Source organism: Pandoraea commovens (assembly GCF_024704525.1).
Classification (GTDB): Bacteria; Pseudomonadota; Gammaproteobacteria; order Burkholderiales; family Burkholderiaceae; genus Pandoraea; species Pandoraea commovens.
The window spans coordinates 2,517,758-2,536,171 of the sequence record NZ_CP102780.1 but is presented as its reverse complement, the minus strand read 5'-3'; the positions used below and the strand labels follow the sequence as shown (position 1 = coordinate 2,536,171).

Annotated in this window: 19 protein-coding genes; 6 read left to right on the top strand and 13 right to left on the bottom strand. The window is 62.3% G+C overall.

Translation table 11 applies throughout. From position 1 onward, the window contains the following. Positions 1–11: 11 nt before the first annotated feature. The 6 genes from NTU39_RS11820 to NTU39_RS11795 form a co-directional block, all read right to left on the bottom strand. A complete protein-coding gene (locus NTU39_RS11820) occupies positions 12–1,379 on the bottom strand; it encodes a replicative DNA helicase (RefSeq protein ID WP_046293642.1) in 1,368 nt (455 codons plus the stop codon). A gap of 302 nt (positions 1,380–1,681) precedes the next feature. Then, on the bottom strand, positions 1,682–2,134 hold the full coding sequence (rplI, locus tag NTU39_RS11815; RefSeq protein WP_150666356.1) for a 50S ribosomal protein L9: 453 nt from the start codon (positions 2,132–2,134) through the stop codon (positions 1,682–1,684). Between the two features lie 27 nt (positions 2,135–2,161). Further along, positions 2,162–2,443 (bottom strand): 30S ribosomal protein S18, encoded by a 282-nt coding sequence (gene rpsR, locus NTU39_RS11810; RefSeq protein WP_010803800.1) that lies wholly within the window; start codon positions 2,441–2,443, stop codon positions 2,162–2,164. Positions 2,444–2,445: 2 nt separating this feature from the next. Further along, on the bottom strand, positions 2,446–2,748 hold the full coding sequence (priB, locus tag NTU39_RS11805; protein WP_044455532.1) for a primosomal replication protein N: 303 nt from the start codon (positions 2,746–2,748) through the stop codon (positions 2,446–2,448). A gap of 46 nt (positions 2,749–2,794) precedes the next feature. Then, entirely contained in the window at positions 2,795–3,172 is a 378-nt protein-coding gene (gene rpsF / locus NTU39_RS11800; RefSeq protein WP_150666355.1) for a 30S ribosomal protein S6, read from the bottom strand. A gap of 107 nt (positions 3,173–3,279) precedes the next feature. Next, on the bottom strand, positions 3,280–4,191 hold the full coding sequence (locus NTU39_RS11795) for a LysR family transcriptional regulator (protein ID WP_039398832.1): 912 nt from the start codon (positions 4,189–4,191) through the stop codon (positions 3,280–3,282). A 142-nt stretch (positions 4,192–4,333) separates the two neighbouring features. Between NTU39_RS11795 and gcl the strand changes: the two genes are divergently transcribed. From gcl to glxR, 3 genes are all read left to right on the top strand, one after another. Continuing rightward, on the top strand, positions 4,334–6,100 hold the full coding sequence (gene gcl / locus NTU39_RS11790) for a glyoxylate carboligase (RefSeq protein ID WP_150666354.1): 1,767 nt from the start codon (positions 4,334–4,336) through the stop codon (positions 6,098–6,100). Between the two features lie 191 nt (positions 6,101–6,291). Further along, the gene (gene hyi, locus NTU39_RS11785) at positions 6,292–7,083 is read left to right on the top strand and encodes a hydroxypyruvate isomerase (RefSeq protein ID WP_150666353.1); all 792 of its coding nucleotides are present in this window, start codon (positions 6,292–6,294) and stop codon (positions 7,081–7,083) included. A gap of 212 nt (positions 7,084–7,295) precedes the next feature. Beyond that, the gene (glxR, locus tag NTU39_RS11780; RefSeq protein ID WP_150577825.1) at positions 7,296–8,177 is read left to right on the top strand and encodes a 2-hydroxy-3-oxopropionate reductase; all 882 of its coding nucleotides are present in this window, start codon (positions 7,296–7,298) and stop codon (positions 8,175–8,177) included. Between the two features lie 223 nt (positions 8,178–8,400). On the opposite strand, the gene NTU39_RS11775 is transcribed toward glxR, so the two are convergent. From NTU39_RS11775 to NTU39_RS11745, 7 genes are all read right to left on the bottom strand, one after another. After that, positions 8,401–9,441, bottom strand: coding sequence for an asparaginase (locus NTU39_RS11775; RefSeq protein WP_257959872.1), 1,041 nt, complete (start codon positions 9,439–9,441; stop codon positions 8,401–8,403). A 117-nt stretch (positions 9,442–9,558) separates the two neighbouring features. Then, positions 9,559–10,497, bottom strand: a complete 939-nt coding sequence (locus tag NTU39_RS11770) for a CysB family HTH-type transcriptional regulator (RefSeq protein WP_039398842.1) — start codon at positions 10,495–10,497, stop codon at positions 9,559–9,561. A gap of 108 nt (positions 10,498–10,605) precedes the next feature. Continuing rightward, complete coding sequence (locus tag NTU39_RS11765; protein ID WP_257959871.1) at positions 10,606–11,682, bottom strand: sulfate/molybdate ABC transporter ATP-binding protein; 1,077 nt, start codon at positions 11,680–11,682, stop codon at positions 10,606–10,608. 57 nt (positions 11,683–11,739) lie between these two features. Continuing rightward, positions 11,740–12,645, bottom strand: a complete 906-nt coding sequence (cysW, locus tag NTU39_RS11760; RefSeq protein WP_257959870.1) for a sulfate ABC transporter permease subunit CysW — start codon at positions 12,643–12,645, stop codon at positions 11,740–11,742. 30 nt (positions 12,646–12,675) lie between these two features. Next, positions 12,676–13,539, bottom strand: coding sequence for a sulfate ABC transporter permease subunit CysT (cysT, locus tag NTU39_RS11755; RefSeq protein WP_150666349.1), 864 nt, complete (start codon positions 13,537–13,539; stop codon positions 12,676–12,678). A gap of 16 nt (positions 13,540–13,555) precedes the next feature. Next, the gene (locus NTU39_RS11750) at positions 13,556–14,587 is read right to left on the bottom strand and encodes a sulfate ABC transporter substrate-binding protein (protein ID WP_039398846.1); all 1,032 of its coding nucleotides are present in this window, start codon (positions 14,585–14,587) and stop codon (positions 13,556–13,558) included. Positions 14,588–14,720: 133 nt separating this feature from the next. After that, positions 14,721–15,359, bottom strand: coding sequence for a TetR/AcrR family transcriptional regulator (locus tag NTU39_RS11745; protein ID WP_257959869.1), 639 nt, complete (start codon positions 15,357–15,359; stop codon positions 14,721–14,723). A 54-nt stretch (positions 15,360–15,413) separates the two neighbouring features. On the opposite strand from NTU39_RS11745, the gene NTU39_RS11740 reads away from it, so the two are divergent. The 3 genes from NTU39_RS11740 to NTU39_RS11730 all read left to right on the top strand — a co-directional run bounded on the left by NTU39_RS11740 (position 15,414) and on the right by NTU39_RS11730 (position 18,376). After that, entirely contained in the window at positions 15,414–16,916 is a 1,503-nt protein-coding gene (locus NTU39_RS11740) for an FAD-dependent oxidoreductase (protein ID WP_257959868.1), read from the top strand. Positions 16,917–17,094: 178 nt separating this feature from the next. Next, positions 17,095–17,748, top strand: a complete 654-nt coding sequence (gene lexA, locus NTU39_RS11735; protein ID WP_039398858.1) for a transcriptional repressor LexA — start codon at positions 17,095–17,097, stop codon at positions 17,746–17,748. Between the two features lie 205 nt (positions 17,749–17,953). Continuing rightward, on the top strand, positions 17,954–18,376 hold the full coding sequence (locus NTU39_RS11730) for a hypothetical protein (protein WP_150666346.1): 423 nt from the start codon (positions 17,954–17,956) through the stop codon (positions 18,374–18,376). The last annotated feature ends 38 nt before the right edge of the window (positions 18,377–18,414 follow it).

Here is an 18,414-nt window from a genome sequence, read left to right as displayed (position 1 = left end):
AAATCGGTGCGTCAGTATTGCGGACCGGCCAGATTGTCGAACTTCGTGTAGGCACCGATGAACGCCAGACGGACGTGGCCGATAGGACCGTTACGCTGCTTCGCGATGATGATTTCGGCCGTGCCTTTGTCCGGGGTGTCGGGGTTGTAGACTTCGTCGCGGTAGATGAACAGGATGATGTCGGCGTCCTGTTCGATTGCACCCGATTCGCGCAAATCCGACATGACCGGACGCTTGTTCGGGCGTTGTTCGAGACTTCGGTTGAGCTGCGAGAGCGCAATCACCGGCACGTTCAACTCTTTGGCAAGGCCTTTGAGCGAACGCGAAATTTCGGAAATTTCGGTCGCACGGTTTTCGCCGCCGCCCGAGCCGCTCATCAGCTGCAAGTAATCGATGATGATCAGACCGAGCTTGCCGCACTGACGTGCCAGACGTCGCGCACGCGCACGCAGTTCCATCGGGTTGAGCGCAGGCGTTTCGTCGACGAACAGTTGCGTCTCGTTCATCTTCTGCATCGCGTGCGTGAGCTTCGGCCAGTCCTCGTCGACCAGCTTGCCGGTACGCAGACGATGCTGATCGAGGCGCCCCACCGAACCCAGCATACGCATGGCCAGCTGCGTCCCCGGCATTTCCATCGAGAACACGGCAACGGGCAAGCCCTCTTCCACCGCGATGTGTTCGCCGATGTTCATCGAGAACGTCGTCTTACCCATCGACGGACGACCGGCTACGATGATCAGATCGCCGCCGTTGAAACCGGACGTCATGCGATCCAGATCGACGAAGCCCGTCGGAATACCGGTAATGTCGCTGCCGCCTTCACGGTGGTAAAGCTCATCGATACGCTCGACCACTTGCGTGAGCAGCGGTTGCAGTTCGAGGAAGCCGTTGGTGCTGCGCGAGCCCTCTTCCGCAATCGCGAAGACTTTCGCCTCCGCCTCGTCGAGCATCTGACGCACTTCCTTGCCCTGCGGATTGAAAGCATCCGAAGCAATTTCGTCGGCCACCGTCACGAGCTTACGCAGCACCGCACGGTCGCGCACGATTTCCGCGTAACGGCGAATGTTCGCCGCACTCGGGGTGTTCTGCGCGAGGGCGTTCAGGTAGGCCAGTCCACCCACGTCCTCGGCTTTGCCAGCGGAGGTGAGCGATTCAAAGACGGTGATCACGTCGGCAGGTCGGTCGCTGGAGATCAGACGGCCGATGTGCTGATAGATCTGACGATGGTCGTAGCGGTAGAAGTCCGACTCGGACAAGAAGTCGCCGATGCGATCCCAGGCGCTGTTATCGAGCAGCAGACCGCCGAGCACGGATTGTTCCGCCTCGATGGAGTGCGGTGGCACCTTGAGCGAATCGAGCTGGGGATCGGGCGCGTTCATGCCGGGCATTATACCGTCCCCGCGATCCCGGTCGGCCCCGCCAAAATCGCGCTTGCGCGACGACTTTTCAGGACGTTGTTTGTTCAGCAGTTTCCCTGGAGGCAGCATAAGGTGGCGCTATCGAACGATGACTTGGATGGAAGGGAGCGAGCAACCGGGAGGCGGTCGGCGTAAGGCAATGCGAGACCGGCGACCGGATATTCCGGCAGCCAACACAACGGAACGGACGGACATAAAAAAACGGAAGCCGGTACTCCGACTTCCGTCTTTTAATCGCGTCGGGAAGCTGACGCGGGTACGACTTAGGCGTGCTCGCCCAGCACCGACACGGTGACGTCGATCACGACGTCGGTGTGCAGCGCCACTTGAACCGGGAAATCACCCACGGTCTTGAGCGGGCCGTTCGGCAGACGCACTTGCATCTTCTCAACCTTGAAACCTTGGGTGCCCAGGGCTTCGGCGATGTCGAAGTTGGTGACCGAACCGAACAGACGGCCGTCAACACCAGCCTTCTGCGAGATTTGCACGGTCAGACCCGACAGCTTTTCGCCTTCGGTTTGAGCAGCAGCCAGCTTGTCGGCGGCAGCCTTTTCCAGTTCGGCGCGGCGAACTTCGAATTCGGCGATCGCGTCCTTGGTGGCGCGGCGAGCCTTCTTCGTCGGGATCAGGAAGTTACGTGCGAAACCATCCTTGACCTTCACGATGTCGCCCAGGTTACCCAGGTTGACGACCTTTTCCAGCAGAATCACTTGCATTATCTATTCTCCTTCGTCGACTGGCGATTAAGCACCGTGCAGATCGGTGTACGGCAGCAGCGCGAGGAAACGCGCACGCTTGATGGCCGTATCGAGCTGGCGCTGGTAGTGCGCCTTGGTGCCCGTCAGGCGAGCCGGGGTGATCTTGCCGTTGTCGCCGATGAAGTCCTTCAGCGTTTCGACATCCTTGTAATCGATCTGCTCGACACCAGCGACGGTGAAGCGGCAGAACTTCTTGCGCTTGAACAGCGGGTTTTGCTGTTGGCGGCGGCGATCAAACTTCTTGTTTTTACCGTTAGGACGCGGCATGTTCAACAATCCTTTTCAAATGCTTGCAATGCTGTGATGTGAAACACCAGGGTGCGGCTATTGCGATGCTTCTTAGCCAGAAACCCTGCCCACTGGGCCGGTTTCTCGAGTCCCAATGCCATGACTTTGGCACTGATGGGACCGATCGCAACTGCCGGTATCGAGAACTCGACCTGACGGGCCACGCCCGCCTCTTCGGCAGTTCCCTCGTGCGCCAGCGTGACATCGATCACGGGAAGCCCGGCCGGGGTATAGCGCAGCGTGCCGATTTCGACGATGCTGGCCTCGAGCCGTAAGCGATTCACGCGTTCAATGTTTCCGTTGGCACCCTGATGCGTTCCGGTGCGCTAATTACGAAGCAGCAGCTTCGGTCGCGGGCGTCGCGGCAGCCTTCTTGGCTTCTTCGCGGGCCACTTCCTTCATCATCGGCGACGGTGCGGTCTCAGCCTTCTTCATCTTGACGACGAGGTGGCGCAGAACGGCGTCGTTGAACTTGAATGCGTGTTCCAGCTCGTCCAGGGTTTCCTGGTCGCATTCGATGTTCATGCAAACGTAGTGAGCCTTAGCCAGCTTTTCGATCATGTAAGCCAGTTGACGACGGCCCCAGTCTTCGACGCGGTGGATCTTGCCCTGACGGGTTTCGACCGTGCCACGATAGCGCTCGATCATTGCAGGCACTTGCTCGCTCTGATCGGGGTGAACGATAAATACGATTTCATAATGACGCATAGGGTGCTCCTTATGGACAAAGCTGCCTGGGCGTCAGAACCAGTGCAGCAAGGTTGCAGAACCCGCGATTCTAGCGGATTTCATGTCGAGCATCAACTCCCACTCGATCAGCCGTTCTCCAGCCAGTAATTCGGACGCGCATAAATCTGCCGCAACTGTTCGATGAACAGCCGCACCCGCGCGGGCTGGAAGCGCTGCTGTGGGTATACGGCGAGGATGTCGTAATCGGGCAGCGCATATTCGTCCAGCACGGTCTCCAGCTCCCCGGACTGCAACTCGCGCTGGATTTCCCACGTCGAGCGCCAGCCGAGTCCCAGCCCTTCGAGGGCCCAGCGGTGCAGCAACTCGCCGTCGTTGCAGTCGAGACTACCGGCTACGCGAATCGTCACGAGCTTGCCCTGCCGCTTGAAGTACCAGCCGCGCTGTTGCCCGCCCTGAAGGTTGAACGCCAGACAATTGTGCTTCGCCAGATCCTCCAGCGTCTTGGGACGGCCGTGGCGCGCGAAGTACGCGGGTGTGCCGCACACCACGCGCCGGTTCTGCGCGAGTTTGACTGCAACGAAGTTCGGGTCGACGGAGCCGCCGATACGAATCCCCATGTCGTAGCCCTCGCGCACGATATCCACCACGCGATCCGTCAGATTGAAAGAGATCTGCACTTCGGGATGCAGGCGCAGGAACGCCGGCGCGTGCGGGGCGACGTGCTTGCGGCCGAACGCCGCTGGGGCCGAAACGATCAGGTGACCGGAGACGGCGTGCCGACCGGCACTGATTTCGTTCTCCGCCATCTCCCAGTCGCCGAGCAACTGCTTGCAGCGCTCCAGAAAAGCGCCGCCCTCTTCCGAGAGCGCCAGCCGGCGCGTCGAACGGTACATGAGCTTGATGCCGAGACGCTTTTCGAGCGCGTCGATGCGCCGCCCGAGGATCACCGGCGAGACCCCCTCCTTGAGCGCCGCCGCGGCCAGACTGCCGGCTTCGGCCACCTGCACGAAGGTTTCAATCTGTTTGTAGCGGTCCATCGCGTCTCCATTCGATACTTTTTGTTCTTAAAAAAACGATCTTTTGTGATCTTATCAAACAAATCGTACCGGCTTAAAGTGACCTCCAACAAGATTCATCCCTATAAGTCCCGTATTCGTCATTACCCATTGGAGGAGTCACATGGCCAAGATGACCGCCGTAGAGGCCGCCGTCCGCGTGCTGGAGAAGGAAGGCATCACTACCGCATTCGGCGTGCCCGGCGCCGCCATTAACCCGTTCTACTCGGCCTTGCGCAAGGCTGGCAGCGTCGAGCACGTGCTCGCCCGCCACGTCGAAGGCGCATCGCACATGGCCGAAGGCTACACGCGTGCAGAAGCTGGCAACATCGGCGTTTGTATCGGAACGTCGGGCCCCGCAGGCACGGACATGATCACCGGCCTGTACTCGGCACAAGCCGACTCCATCCCGATTCTGTGCATTACGGGTCAGGCGCCGCGCGCCCGCCTGTACAAGGAAGATTTCCAGGCCGTCGACATCGAGTCGATCGCCAAGCCGGTCACGAAGTGGGCCGTGACGGTCCGTGAGCCGGCCCTTGTGCCGCGCGTGTTCCAGCAAGCGTTCCACCTGATGCGCTCGGGCCGTCCGGGTCCGGTGCTCATCGACCTGCCGTTCGACGTGCAGGTCGCCGAGATCGAATTCGATCCCGACACGTACGAACCGCTGCCGGTGTACAAGCCTGCCGCGACGCGTGCACAGGCCGAGAAGGCCATTCAGATGCTGGTCGCGTCGGAGCGTCCGCTCATCGTGTCGGGTGGCGGCGTGATCAACGCCGACGCCGCCGATCTGCTCGTCGAATTTGCCGAGACGGTGAACGTGCCGGTCGTGCCCACGCTCATGGGCTGGGGCACCATCGCCGACGACCATCCGCTCATGGCCGGCATGGTCGGCCTGCAAACGTCGCATCGCTTTGGCAATGCCACGATGCTCGCGTCCGACTTCGTGATGGGCATCGGCAACCGCTGGGCAAACCGTCACACCGGTAGCGTGGATGTCTTCACGCAGGGTCGCAAGTTCGTGCACGTCGATATCGAGCCGACGCAAATCGGCCGCGTGTTCGGCCCGGACTACGGCATCGTCTCCGACGCCAAGGCCGCCCTTACGCTGTTCGTCGAAGTCGCCAAGGAACTGAAGGCCGCCGGTCGTCTGCCGGACCGCTCGCAATGGGTTGCCGACTGCCAGAAGCGCAAGCGCACCATGCTGCGCCGCTCGGACTTCGATCAGGTGCCTATCAAGCCGCAACGCGTGTATCAGGAAATGAACGCCTTCTTCGGCCGCGACGTGCGCTACGTCTCGACGATCGGTCTGTCGCAGATCGCCGCCGCACAGTTCCTGCACGTGAACAAGCCGCGCCACTGGATCAACTGCGGTCAGGCAGGCCCGCTGGGCTGGACCGTGCCGGCCGCCATCGGTGCGAAGGTCGCATCGCCGTCGTCGGACGTCGTGGCCATCTCGGGCGATTACGACTTCCAGTTCATGATCGAAGAACTGGCCGTGGCCGCGCAGTTCAAGGTGCCGTACATCCACGTCGTGGTGAACAACTCGTACCTGGGTCTGATCCGTCAGGCACAGCGCAACTTCGACATGGACTACTGCGTGCAGCTCGCGTTCGAAAACGTGAACTCGCCGGAAGTGAACGGTTACGGCGTCGACCACGTGAAGGTGGCTGAAGGCCTCGGCGTGAAGGCGATCCGTGTGTTCCAGCCGAACGACATTCAGCCCGCGTTCGCTCAGGCACGCAAGCTGATGGCCGAGTTCTCCGTGCCGGTGATCGTGGAAGTGATTCTCGAGCGTGTGACCAACATCGCGATGGGCACCGAAATCAACAACATCAACGAGTTCGAAGAAATCGTCGACGTTGTGGAAGAAGACGACGCAGTGTCGGCATAAGCCCGCCAGCACTGCCAACGGTTTGCGGGGCGCATGCGTCCCCTCCGCTTTCGGCTAGACCCCGTGAAACGGCCAAAGCATACGCTCCGCAACCTTGCAGTACTCCGCATTACCTTAGCTTCACCCAGCATTCACCCTTGCATCGAATCGTCGAAACCACCCCCTAAAAAAGAGAGAGAGGAGTCAGCGCAATGCCGAAATTTGCCGCCAACCTGACCATGCTGTTCAACGAGGTGCCGTTCCTCGACCGCTTCAAGGCGGCCGCCGCAGCGGGCTTTCGCGGCGTGGAGTTCCTGTTCCCGTACGCGTTTCATCGCGACCAGATCGCCGACAAGCTGAACCAGTATCAGCTCGACCTCGTGCTGCACAACCTGCCCGCCGGTAACTGGGATGCAGGCGAGCGCGGCATCGCCATCTTCCCCGATCGCGTGGCCGAATTCCGCGACGGCGTGGGCGAAGCCATCACCTATGCCAAGGCGCTGGGTGTGAAGCAACTGAACTGCCTCGTGGGCAAGCAAGGCGCCGATCTGTCGACGCAGGCCGCCACCGAAACGCTCGTGGGCAACCTGCGCTTCGCCGCCGACGCCCTCAAGGCCGAGGGCATCCGCCTGCTGGTCGAGCCGATCAACACGTACGACATTCCTGGCTTCTTCCTGAACCGTACGAAGCAGACGCTGGAAGTCTTCGACGCCGTCGGCTCGGACAACCTGTTCCTGCAGTACGACATCTATCACATGCAACGCATGGAAGGCGAGCTCGCCAAGACCATCGAGACGAATCTGGCGCGCATCGCTCACGTGCAGCTCGCCGACAACCCGGGCCGCAACGAGCCTGGCACGGGCGAGATCAACTACGCCTACCTGTTCGCGTTCCTCGACCGCATTGGCTACACGGGCTGGATCGGCTGCGAGTACAAGCCCGCAACGACCACCACCGACGGCCTCGGCTGGTTCAAGGCCGCAGGCCTGCGCGAAGCCGCATAAGCCGACGTCAGCGAACTTAAGTCAGCGTAACCCTCGCAATAACCGACCGGGTTTCGACGAGGAAGGGCCCCGCCGGCCGCATGCAGGGGGCATGCGGCCGGAGCACGGGGGATGTGTGAACGCTCATTGCCTGTAGCACTCACGCACCCAAGCCCCACCCGTCCAACGGTCGGCAACAACAACTTCAAACTTTGGCAACAAGGAGTCTCGAAATGGCACAACTCGGTTTTATTGGTCTGGGCATCATGGGCGCGCCGATGGCGAAGCATCTGCAAAACGCCGGTCACAAGCTGTTCCTGTACGAGCGTCGCACGCCCCCGCAAGACCTGATCGACGGTCAGGCCACCGTTTGCACGTCGGCCAAGGAAGTGGCCAAGCGCGCCGATATCGTGTTCGTGATGGTGCCGGACACCCCTGACGTCGGCGCAGTGCTGTTCGGCCAGGACGGTCTGGCTGAAGGTCTGACGGCTGGCAAGATCGTCGTCGACATGAGCTCGATCTCGCCGATCGAAACGAAGGAATACGCCAAGAAGATCAAGGCACTCGGCTGTGAATACCTCGACGCCCCGGTCTCGGGTGGCGAAGTCGGCGCGAAGGCCGCGTCGCTGTCGATCATGGTCGGTGGCTCGCAAGCCGCGTTCGACGACGTGAAGCCGTTCTTCGAACTGATGGGCAAGAACATCACGCTCGTGGGCGACAGCGGTGCCGGTCAGACCTGCAAGGTCGCCAACCAGATCGTGGTCGCACTGACGATCGAAGCCGTGGGCGAAGCCCTGCTGTTCGCGTCGAAGGCCGGTGCAGATCCCGCGAAGGTGCGTGCAGCCCTGATGGGTGGCTTCGCTTCGTCGCGCATTCTGGAAGTGCACGGCGAGCGCATGGTCAAGCGCAACTTCGAACCGGGCTTCCGCATCGCACTGCACCAGAAGGATCTGAACCTGGCGCTGCAAACGGCGAAGACCCTCGGTGTGTCGCTGCCGAACACGGCCACGGCGCAAGAACTGTTCAATGCCTGCGCAGCCAACGGCGGCGCAGCATGGGATCACTCGGGCATGGTGCGCGCGCTGGAAATGCTCGCGAACCACACCGTCGCCTGAGACTGAAAGACAGGCCCCGCCGCGATGTCGTGTCGCGGCGCGAAGCCGCACCGCGTATTTCGCGAGAAGACGAAGAAAGCGGCCTCAAGAAAAGCCGCAAGCAATAGCAGGGAGAGGTGGGAAATGGGGCGAGCGCGTCGACAGACGCCACGCCGAGCGTCACGGCGCCAGTCGAGCGAAAGCGCGACTCGCGCCGTATTTTTTTGCTTCGACTAAATACGCGTCAATACTCGTCGAACAGACTCTGCATACGCTCGCGCGGCACGCCCGCTTGCAGCGCCAGCATCAGCAGCACGCGCGCCTTGTACGGATGCAGGTTGCCGGTACTCACGAAGCCGTACTGATCGTCCGGCGCAGCGCCGTTATGCATGACGTGACCGCTCCCCACGCGCGACGCACGCACCACCGTCACACCGCGTTGCACCGCTTCGGCCAGCGCCTGTTGCAACAGCGAGTGCAGCGAGCCGTTGCCGGTCCCGGCGACCACAATGCCCTGCACGCCCGCTTCCACCAGCGCGTCGACCGCAATGCGCGACACGCCCGCATAACTCGATACCACTTCCACCGCAGGCAACTCGCCGGATAGCCCGACGAATTCGCTCTCGACGGTGTGATATTGGAGCGGTTCGCGCTGAAACGCCACGCGCTCGTCCTGCACCCAGCCGATCACGCCGATTTCCGGCGAATGGAAGGCGTCGACCTTGTAGGTGCTCGTCTTGACGACGTCGCGTGCGCAGTGGATCTGGTTGTTGATGGCGACCATCACACCGCGTCCGGCCGAAATCGGGTCGGTCGCCACGCGCACGGCGTTGAGCAGATTGAGCGGGCCGTCGGCCGAGAGTGCCGTCGCGGGCCGCATGGCTGCGGTCATGACGACCGGCTTGCGGCTGTTGATCGTAAGGTGCAGGTAATACGCCGTCTCTTCGAGCGTATCGGTGCCATGCGTAATCACGGCACCGGCCACATCGGGCTGCGCCAGCAAGGCGTTCACGCGAGCGGCCAGCTTCTGCCAGAGCGACACGCTCATGTCCTTGCTGTCGATCTGCGCGACCTGTTCGGCGTGAATGTGGGCCACGTTACCCAGCGCGGGCACGGCGGCGAGGAGATCCTGAACACCGAGCGCTCCGGCCTGATAACCGGCGGTGCGCGTGGCGTCGGCCGCGCTGCCCGCAATCGTCCCGCCCGTGGCGAGCAGCGCAATGCGCGGCAATTCGCCCGAGGACACGGTGTAATGAGGAATCGGGTTGAATGAGGTCAATGTCATGCCAGCGATTGTATCCAATACTGCCCCGCTTCCCAATCCTTGCAATCGCTGAAAACATCGATCCCGCCACCAGGGCGGGATCGGGCTCAGCAGCGCGCCAACATCCGGCGGGAAACGTCAGGCCGCAAACTCCAGCGCCTCGCGCAACTGCGTCGAGATTTCCTGCTCCTTGAGCGCAGGGGCGAGCATTTCGATGAAACGATACGCGTACGAGCGCAGGAATGCGCCGCGTCGCAGGCCGATGCGCGTCGTGCTCGGCTCGAACGCATTTTCGAGTTCCAGCACGGCCAGATCCTGATCCTTGCGCGGATCAACCGCCATCGCCGCCACAATGCCGATGCCCAGCCCCAGTTCGACGTACGTCTTGATGACGTCCGTATCGAGCGCGGTCAGCACGATATCCGGCACCAGCCCCTGATCGGTGAACGCTTTGTCCACGTGTGAGCGGCCCGTGAAATCGCCGTCATACGTGATGATCGGGTATTCGGCGATGTCGGCGAGCGTCAGGTTCTCGCGGCCGACCAGCGGGTGCTCCTTCGGCACGACAGCCACGTGATGCCATGAATAGCACGGGAACGTGACGATGTCGGGAAAGCGATCAAGCGCCTCGGTCGTAATGCCGATATCCGCTTCGCCGTCGATGACCATCTGCGCGATCTGGCGCGGGCTGCCCTGGCGCAACGCCAGATGTACCTTCGGGAAGACGCTCGTGAACTGCTTGATCACCTGCGGCAGTGCGTAGCGCGCCTGCGTGTGTGTGGTGGCGACCACAAGGTGCCCGCTGTCCTGATCGGCGAACTGACGCGCCACACGGCGCAGGTTCTCGGCGTCGAGCAGCATGCGCTCGATCAGTTGCAGCACCGCCTTGCCCGGCTCAGTCAGGCCCGTGAGGCGTTTGCCGCGACGCACAAAGACGTCCACGCCGAGCTCGTCCTCCAGATCCTTGATCTGCTTGCTCACGCCCGATTGCGACGTGTACAGCGCACTGGCCGCTTCCGTCAGATTGAGGTTCTGCCGAACCGCTTCGCGCACGTAGCGCAATTGCTGGAAATTCATGATCTAACTCCGCCCTGTTGCTTGTCTGTCCGTGACGTCTATGGATGAAGTACCGCTTGTAGTTTTGACGTGTACCGCTTGTACAGCTCCCACCGCTGCTACCGCTCGTTATGCCTGCGCCGAAAACACGCGCAACTGACGCGGCACCGCGCGCAGCGTCGTCCCCGCGCCCGCGCCGAGGGACTTCCAGCCCGAGCGCGTGAGTTCGGCTTCCCACACGGCGTCGCCGGGTGCCGCAAGCTCCACGCGCACCGTACCGCCCAGCGGAATCGCGCGGCGCACCGCCACGTCGATACCGGGGCCGCCGTCGCCCGCAGGCACCAATGCCAGATCATGCGGACGCACATACGCAATCGCGCGCCCGTCCTGCGGCACGGCAGGCAGATCGTCCTTGTGCACGGTGACGCGATACTTGCCCGCGTCCGCAATAAAGTCGTGCGTCTGCAACTCGCCCGACAGACGGTTCGCCGCGCCGAGAAACTCGTACACGAACGCACTCTCCGGGGTGTCGTAGACGTCCTGCGGTGCGCCGATCTGTTCAACCTTGCCCCGATTCATCAGCACGATGCGATCGGCCACTTCGAGCGCTTCTTCCTGATCGTGCGTGACGAAAATCGTCGTGATGTGAAGCTCGTCGTGCAAACGGCGCAGCCAGCTGCGCAATTCCTTGCGCACCTTGGCATCGAGCGCGCCGAACGGCTCATCGAGCAACAGCACCTTCGGCTCGACAGCCAGTGCACGTGCGAGCGCGATTCGTTGGCGCTGCCCGCCCGAAAGCTCTGCCGGATAGTGATCGGCCAGCCAGTCCAGTTGCACGAGGCCCAGCAGCTCATGCACCTTGTTGCGAATCTGCGCGTCCGAGAGGCGATCGCGGCGCGACTTCACGCGCAAACCGAACGCCACGTTCTCGAATACCGTCATGTGACGGAACAAGGCGTAGTGCTGAAACACGAAGCCGACCTGACGCTCGCGCGTGCCCACCGAATCGACGTCCTCGCCGTTGAGGACCACGCGCCCCGCGTCGGCAAACTCCAGCCCGGCGACGATGCGCAGCAGCGTCGTCTTGCCGCAGCCCGATGGCCCGAGCAGCGCGACCAGTTCCCCCGTGGGGAATTCGAGACTGACGTCGTCGAGCGCGGCGAAGTCGCCGAAGTGTTTGGAAACCTGTTGTACCTGGATGCTCATTTGTCTTGCTCCTCGATGCTGTTCGACGCGACTTGTCTGCTATGCGTGAATATCCGCTCAGGCCTGCACGGCGTCTTCGCGACGCGCGGCCTTGTCCTGCGCCAGCTTGCGTTCCGCCCAGAGCTTCAGCCCCAGCGTGGCCAGTGCGAGCAGCGCGAGAATCGACGCCGCCGCAAATGCGCCAACCGTGTGGTAGTCGTTGTATTCAATTTCCACGTGCAGCGGCAGCGTGTTCGTCTCACCGCGAATGTGCCCCGAGACGACCGACACCGCCCCGAACTCGCCCATAGCGCGTGCGTTACAGAGAATCACGCCGTACAGCAGGCCCCACTTGATCTTCGGCAGCGTCACGCGCGTGAATACCTGCCAGCCGCTTGCGCCCAGCACGCGCGCTGCTTCTTCTTCCTCGCTGCCCTGCGCCTGCATCAGCGGAATCAGTTCGCGCGCAACGAACGGGAACGTGACGAACACCGTTGCAAGCACCAGTCCCGGCAATGCGAACACGATCTTCAGGTTGTACGCGTCGAGAAAGTCCCACAGCGGACCCTGACGGCCAAAGATCAGCAGGAATGTGAGACCTGCTACAACCGGCGAGACGGAAAACGGCAAGTCGATGAGCGTTGTCAACACGCTCTTGCCCTTGAAATCGAAGCGCGCAATCGCCCACGACGCCGCCACCCCGAACACCAGGTTAAGCGGCACGGCGATGACCGCGATGAGCAACGTCAGACGTATCGCGGAGAGTGCGTCATCGTTTGTCAGCCCCTCCCAATACGGCGCGAGCCCTTTGCCCAGCGCAGTCACGAAGACCGACGCGAGCGGCAGCACCAGAAACAACGCGAAAAACAGCAGCGCCACCGCAATCAGGACGGCTTTGACGTACGCGGGCTCGTCGGTCGGATCGGCTTTGCGAGCCTTCACCGTTTGCGACACAGCGTGCGAGAGTGCGAGTGAATCGGACATGATCGAAACGTTCTCTTCGAGGTTCTTACATCACACGCCACTGGCGCGACGACCCGAATGGCGGCGTTGCAGCCACCATTGCAGCGTATTGATAAGTAACAGCAGCACGAACGAGATCAGCAGCATGACCACGGCGAGCGCCGCCGCGCCAGCGAAATCGTATTGTTCGAGCTTGGTCACGATCAGCAGCGACGTGATTTCCGAAACCATCGGAATGTTGCCCGCGATGAAAATGACCGAGCCGTACTCACCGACCGCACGGGCGAACGCCAGCGCAAACCCTGTGAGCAAGGCGGGCAGCACCGCCGGGAGAATCACGTGACGCAGCGTCTGCCAGCGAGTCGCGCCGAGGCATGCTGCGGCCTCCTCCTGCTCGCGCTCGAACTCTTCGAGCACCGGTTGCAGGGTGCGCACCACGAACGGCAGGCCGATGAACGTGAGCGCCACGAAAATACCCAGCGGCGTGAAGGCGATCTTGATGCCGAGCGGCTCGAACCAGCGCCCGATCCAGCCGTTCGGCGCGTAGATGGCGGCCAGCACGATGCCCGCGACCGACGTCGGCAAGGCGAACGGCAGGTCGATCAGCGCATCAACGAAGCGCTTGCCCGGGAACGTGTAGCGCACCAGCACCCACGCCAGGATGAAACCGAAAAATGCGTTCAGCGTTGCCGCCGCAAGCGAGATCCCGAACGTGAGGCGGTACGACGCCAGCACGCGCGGCGAACTCACTGCGGCGACGAAGCTCGCCCAGTCGAGCGAACTTGCCTTGATGAAGACCATCAGCAACGGCACCAGCACCACAAGGCTCAGGTACGCGACGGTGTAGCCCATCGTCAGGCCAAAGCCCGGCAAGGCACTTGGCTTGCGCCACATTGGAAAGAGTGCGGTACTCATGCGATGGTCCTTGCCCTTACTTCTTGGTGTAGATCTGGTCGAAGATGCCGCCGTCGGCGAAGTGCTTCGCCTGCGTCTTCGTCCAGCCGCCCAGATCGGCGTCCACCGTATAGAGCTTGAGCTTCGGATACTGCGACTCGTACTTCTTGGCGATTTCCGGCGAGCGCGGACGATAGAAGTGCTTCGCGGCGATCTCCTGTCCCTGCGGCGAATACAGCCATTGCAGGTAGGCTTCGGCAGCCTTGCGCGTGCCGTGCTTGTCGACATTCTTGTCGACGATCGCCACCGGCGGCTCCGTCAGGATCGACGACGACGGCACCACGATGTCGAACTTGTCCGGACCGAGGTCCTTCACCGACAGCAGCGCTTCGTTTTCCCAGGCGATCAGCACGTCGCCGATGCCGCGTTCCACGAACGTCGTGGTCGCGCCGCGCGCGCCCGAATCCAGCACGCCGACGTTCTTGTAAATGGCCTTCACGAAATCCTGCGCCTTCTGCTCGTTACCGCCCGGTTGCTTGAGCGCATAGAGCCATGCGGCGAGGTAGTTCCAGCGAGCGCCAGCCGACGTCTTCGGGTTCGGCGTCACCACGCTGATGCCCGGCTTGGCGAGGTCGTTCCAGTCCTTGATGCCCTTGGGGTTGCCCTTGCGCACGAGCAACACAATGGTCGACGTGTACGGCGTGGCGTTATCCGGCAGACGCTTCTGCCAATCCTTGTTCACGAGACCGGCGGCGGCCAGTTCGTCGATGTCGGCCGAGATGCCGAGCGTGACGACGTCAGCCGGTGCGCCGTCGAGCACCGTACGGGCTTGCTTGCCCGAACCGCCGTGCGAGGCCTTCACCGTCACCGTGTCGCCAGCGACTTGCTTGTAGTGGGCCTCGAAGGCCTTGTTGTAGTCGGCGTAAAGCTCACGCGTCGGGTCGTACGACACGTTGAGCAGCGACAGGCTCGCAGCCTGCGCCTGAATCGTCATGCCGGCGGCCAGCGCCAGACCACCCAGCGCGACTGCCAGCTTCTTAGCTTTCCATCCCCGTGCTGCTTTGTTCATGACTTGCACTCCTTGTTTGCTTCTCGTGTGTAGGAGGCCAGTCTATGAGGGCGTCTAAATAATTAAAAATAATATTTTCGCTTTTGTTTATGCCGGAATAAGGATTAGAGAAATTGTGCTGACGGGGCCGTCATCAGACGTAAGGGGTGCCGTGCAGTGCGGCGGCAACGCCTGCACACCCCCTGTCTACAAGGCTCAGGAAGGATTTCTGAGCCTCAGCGGTGTCCCGCGACAGACCGAATGTGCGACGGGCGTTGAGGAAGGCGACCGTCCAGGCGGCGAGCATTAGCCCTGCGGCCAGTTGGGCTTCGACGTCCGGCGTCGGCCGGTCGACCGCTTCGGCGAGCGCCTGCGCCACAACGTCGGCCAGTTCGTCCCGGATCGCCCGGGCGCGCGCCTTGAGCGTCTCACTGCCTTCGATCGTTCGGATGAAGCCCTGGCTCTGGGCCGAAAAGTTCACGAAGGGGCTGTTTTGCGCCACCAGACGATGCGCCAGACACCGCAGCGCCTCGACGGGCGAGACACCCGCCTCCCGCTCATGGATGGCTTGCCGAAGTGCGTCGCGCCCCTCCTCGTCCCGGTCGAAGAACATGTCTTCCTTACGCGGGAAGTGGTTGAAGACGGTCATGCGCCCGACATCGGCGGCCGCCGCGATCTGGTCGACCGTCACATGATCGAAGCCGTGTTCGTGGAAAAGCCGTGTCGCGGCATTGGAAATGCCCTGCCGGGTGGCAAGGCGTTTTCTCGATCTCAAATCGGTGGGCGTTGACATGGGGTTCCTGATGGCCTAGTTTACATGTACTCAGTACATATTTATACGAAGTATATGACAAACTCCATTGATGTTGTAGTGGTCGGTGCCGGTCCCGTCGGGCTGCTCGCCGCCATCGAACTGACGCTCGGCGGGGCACGCGCGCTCGTGCTCGAACGGCTGGCGTCGCCTAGTCAGGCGATGAAGGCGTTGTCGTTCGGGCCGCTCGCGGGCGAAGCGCTGTTGCGTCGTGGCATGCGCACGGCCATCGACGACGCGCAGCAACGCAGCGCACAGGCCATGCAGGCCTTCACCCAACAGACGGGCGCGGATCTTAGTGCCCGTGCTTCGAAGTTTAATGGCCATTTCGCCGGGCTTTCCCTCATTCGGCGCGACGCGCAGGTCGACCCCGACCGGCGGCCCCGTCACGTCGATCAGCCTGCACTGGAAGCCATGCTGGGTGCACGAGCGCAGGCGCTTGGGATTGAGGTGCGTCGCGAGCATGAAGTGACGGGAATCGAGACCTCAGATGACGGTGTCGAGATCTCCTGGGTCTCGCCCGGCGGGCCGGGTCGCGTGCGTGCGGCTTTCCTCATCGGGTGCGACGGCGGGCGCAGCACCGTGCGCAAGTTGTGCGACTTCGCGTTCCCCGGCACCACGCCGACGCTCACCTTTTATCAGGCGACGGCCGACGTCGATCACCCCGAGCGCTTGTTGCCTATCGGATGGAATCGCACCGAGCGGGGGGTGTTTTGCTATGGCCCTGTGCCCGGACGCCTGTTCATGCTCGACTTTTCCGGGCCGCCTGAGGATCGGCAAGCGCCTGTCACGCGCGAAGAGATCGAAGCGGTCCTGCGTCGCACCAGTGGCCAGGAGGTGCGCGTGAATGTGCTGCATGCCGCCAGTCGCTGGGCAGACAACACGCGTCTCGTCGACAGCTACCAGCAGGGACGCGGTTTCCTCGCAGGCGACGCCGCTCACGTTCACTCGCCCTTTGGCGGTCAGGGCTTGAGCCTTGGCCTGCTTGACGCTGCCAACCTTGGCTGGAAACTCGCTGCCGTCATTCGCGGCGATATGCCTGAAAGCTTGCTCGCGACGTACACCGCAGAGCGGCGTCCGGTGGCCGAAGCGGTGCTGGCGAACACGCGCGCGCAAGTCGCGATCTTGCGTCCGGACCCGCAATCGGGCGCAATGCGCGACCTCATCGCCAAACTGATGGACTTCGACGACGTCAACCGCTTCATCGGAGAGATGATGACCGGTGTGTCGACGCGATACGACCTGGTGGCTTCTGAGGTCTCCCATCCTGATATCGGCCGCCTGGCAGGCGACTGGACGCTCTCGGATGGCTCACATCTCTACGATGCGATGCTCGACGGACGCGGGGTGTTGCTCGATGCGACGCAAGGGCAGCAGGCATCGCAGCGGGTAGCCTCTATGACGCCCGGCGTGCGCTGTGTGAAGGTCGGCGACGGCCCCTCGTTCCTGCTGCGCCCCGATGCGTGCATCGCGTGGCGCGGCGATGGAAACAACATCGACGGGCTGGATAGCGCGTTGCGTCGCTGGTTTGTGTCGTAGCGGGGGCATGGGGTGACATCGGATGATGCCGGGCCGATACGAACGCATGAAACCCGAGGAAGTGGCATCGAGACGGGCACGGTGGACGGAAACTTCACGCAGTACATGAAGTTTTCCCTTGCGTTTTTGCAAACACTGTACAAAAATACAGCCACCTGTGCTTCCATACAGTGATGCCATGATCAAACTTACCGCCCGTCAACAGCAGGTCTACGAACTGGTTCAGCAAGCGATCGAGCGCACCGGCTTTCCGCCGACGCGCGCGGAGATTGCCGCAGAACTGGGCTTCTCCTCCGCCAACGCCGCCGAGGAGCACCTGCGGGCACTGGCGCGCAAAGGTGTCATCGAGCTTGCCGCCGGTCAATCGCGTGGCATTCGTCTCAAGCGTCTGGACGACGCGGGCGGCACGCATCAGTTCACGCTGCCGCACATGGGCCTCATGCAGTTGTCGCTGCCGCTCGTCGGCCGCGTCGCTGCGGGTAGCCCGATCCTGGCGCAGGAACATATCGAACGCAACTTCCAGTGCGATCCGAACATGTTTGCGCGTCAGCCCGATTACCTGCTGAAGGTGCGCGGCATGTCGATGCGCGACGCGGGCATTCTCGACGGCGACCTGCTTGCCGTGCAGAAGGCTGCCGACGCACGCGAAGGTCAGATCGTCGTAGCACGCATCGGCGACGACGTGACCGTCAAACGTTTTCACCGCGTGAAGGGTGGCGTCGAACTGATCGCCGAGAACCCCGACTTCGAGAACATCAATGTCGACGAAGGCAGCGGTGATTTCGCGTTGGAAGGGATTGCGGTCGGTCTGATTCGCAACAACGATCTATGAACGATCAATGAGCGGCCGCTGACGGTCTCTCATCGCGAACCGGGGCAGCGCGACACAGCGACTTGCCCCGCTCCCTGAAGATTTGTATTTGATTGCGCCGGGCTGGGTCCGGCGCCCGTGCCCTGCTGCGCCTGCGATTTGTGAGATGAACGCCATTCGCAGCAAGACACGTCCCTCTGACCCGCTTTGAAAGAAGGATCGCATCATGGCTCGACTCTTTGGTTTGCTGCGTACGTCTCTCGGTCAATCGCCGGTTCGCGTGTCATCGCAGACGCGACTTTCTGCGGTGTACGGTCTCTCGGCACTGTCCGGACCGTTCGCTTCGGCACCCGCCATCGCCCGCTCCTACACCGTGCCCAACCGCACTCGCACGACCACGCTGCCGCGCACGATTGCAGCCGCCGTCGCGTCGGCGACCCGCCGGGGCTGCCCCGCCGGAAAAGCCGTGAAAGCGTCGCGCAACGTTCGGGAACAGCAGGCTCGCCGTGAAGCGCATGACACGCAGGAAGGTCACGATGTGCGCGTCTATCGAGACAGGTCGCACATCGTGATGGTCGGCACGTTTGCCGACATCTGCCGCAAACTCGATCAAGCCGTTGGCGAACAGTTCTGCCAGGCGGCGGTTTGATGTTTTGCGCTGGCCTCTCAGCGCGTTAGCGCGTTGCG

Excerpts from the sequence above, each read along its gene's own strand:
- NTU39_RS11730 (WP_150666346.1), top strand. The coding sequence starts at position 17,954 with ATGGCTCGACTCTTTGGTTTGCTGCGTACGTCTCTCGGTCAATCGCCG.
- rpsF (WP_150666355.1), bottom strand. The coding sequence starts at position 3,172 with ATGCGTCATTATGAAATCGTATTTATCGTTCACCCCGATCAGAGCGAG.
- lexA (WP_039398858.1), top strand. The coding sequence starts at position 17,095 with ATGATCAAACTTACCGCCCGTCAACAGCAGGTCTACGAACTGGTTCAG.
- NTU39_RS11770 (WP_039398842.1), bottom strand. The coding sequence starts at position 10,497 with ATGAATTTCCAGCAATTGCGCTACGTGCGCGAAGCGGTTCGGCAGAAC.
- hyi (WP_150666353.1), top strand. The coding sequence starts at position 6,292 with ATGCCGAAATTTGCCGCCAACCTGACCATGCTGTTCAACGAGGTGCCG.
- cysW (WP_257959870.1), bottom strand. The coding sequence starts at position 12,645 with ATGTCCGATTCACTCGCACTCTCGCACGCTGTGTCGCAAACGGTGAAG.
- NTU39_RS11745 (WP_257959869.1), bottom strand. The coding sequence starts at position 15,359 with ATGTCAACGCCCACCGATTTGAGATCGAGAAAACGCCTTGCCACCCGG.
- gcl (WP_150666354.1), top strand. The coding sequence starts at position 4,334 with ATGGCCAAGATGACCGCCGTAGAGGCCGCCGTCCGCGTGCTGGAGAAG.
- NTU39_RS11765 (WP_257959871.1), bottom strand. The coding sequence starts at position 11,682 with ATGAGCATCCAGGTACAACAGGTTTCCAAACACTTCGGCGACTTCGCC.
- NTU39_RS11820 (WP_046293642.1), bottom strand. The coding sequence starts at position 1,379 with ATGAACGCGCCCGATCCCCAGCTCGATTCGCTCAAGGTGCCACCGCAC.
- cysT (WP_150666349.1), bottom strand. The coding sequence starts at position 13,539 with ATGAGTACCGCACTCTTTCCAATGTGGCGCAAGCCAAGTGCCTTGCCG.
- glxR (WP_150577825.1), top strand. The coding sequence starts at position 7,296 with ATGGCACAACTCGGTTTTATTGGTCTGGGCATCATGGGCGCGCCGATG.
- NTU39_RS11775 (WP_257959872.1), bottom strand. The coding sequence starts at position 9,441 with ATGACATTGACCTCATTCAACCCGATTCCTCATTACACCGTGTCCTCG.
- NTU39_RS11750 (WP_039398846.1), bottom strand. The coding sequence starts at position 14,587 with ATGAACAAAGCAGCACGGGGATGGAAAGCTAAGAAGCTGGCAGTCGCG.
- NTU39_RS11795 (WP_039398832.1), bottom strand. The coding sequence starts at position 4,191 with ATGGACCGCTACAAACAGATTGAAACCTTCGTGCAGGTGGCCGAAGCC.
- rplI (WP_150666356.1), bottom strand. The coding sequence starts at position 2,134 with ATGCAAGTGATTCTGCTGGAAAAGGTCGTCAACCTGGGTAACCTGGGC.
- NTU39_RS11740 (WP_257959868.1), top strand. The coding sequence starts at position 15,414 with ATGACAAACTCCATTGATGTTGTAGTGGTCGGTGCCGGTCCCGTCGGG.
- rpsR (WP_010803800.1), bottom strand. The coding sequence starts at position 2,443 with ATGCCGCGTCCTAACGGTAAAAACAAGAAGTTTGATCGCCGCCGCCAA.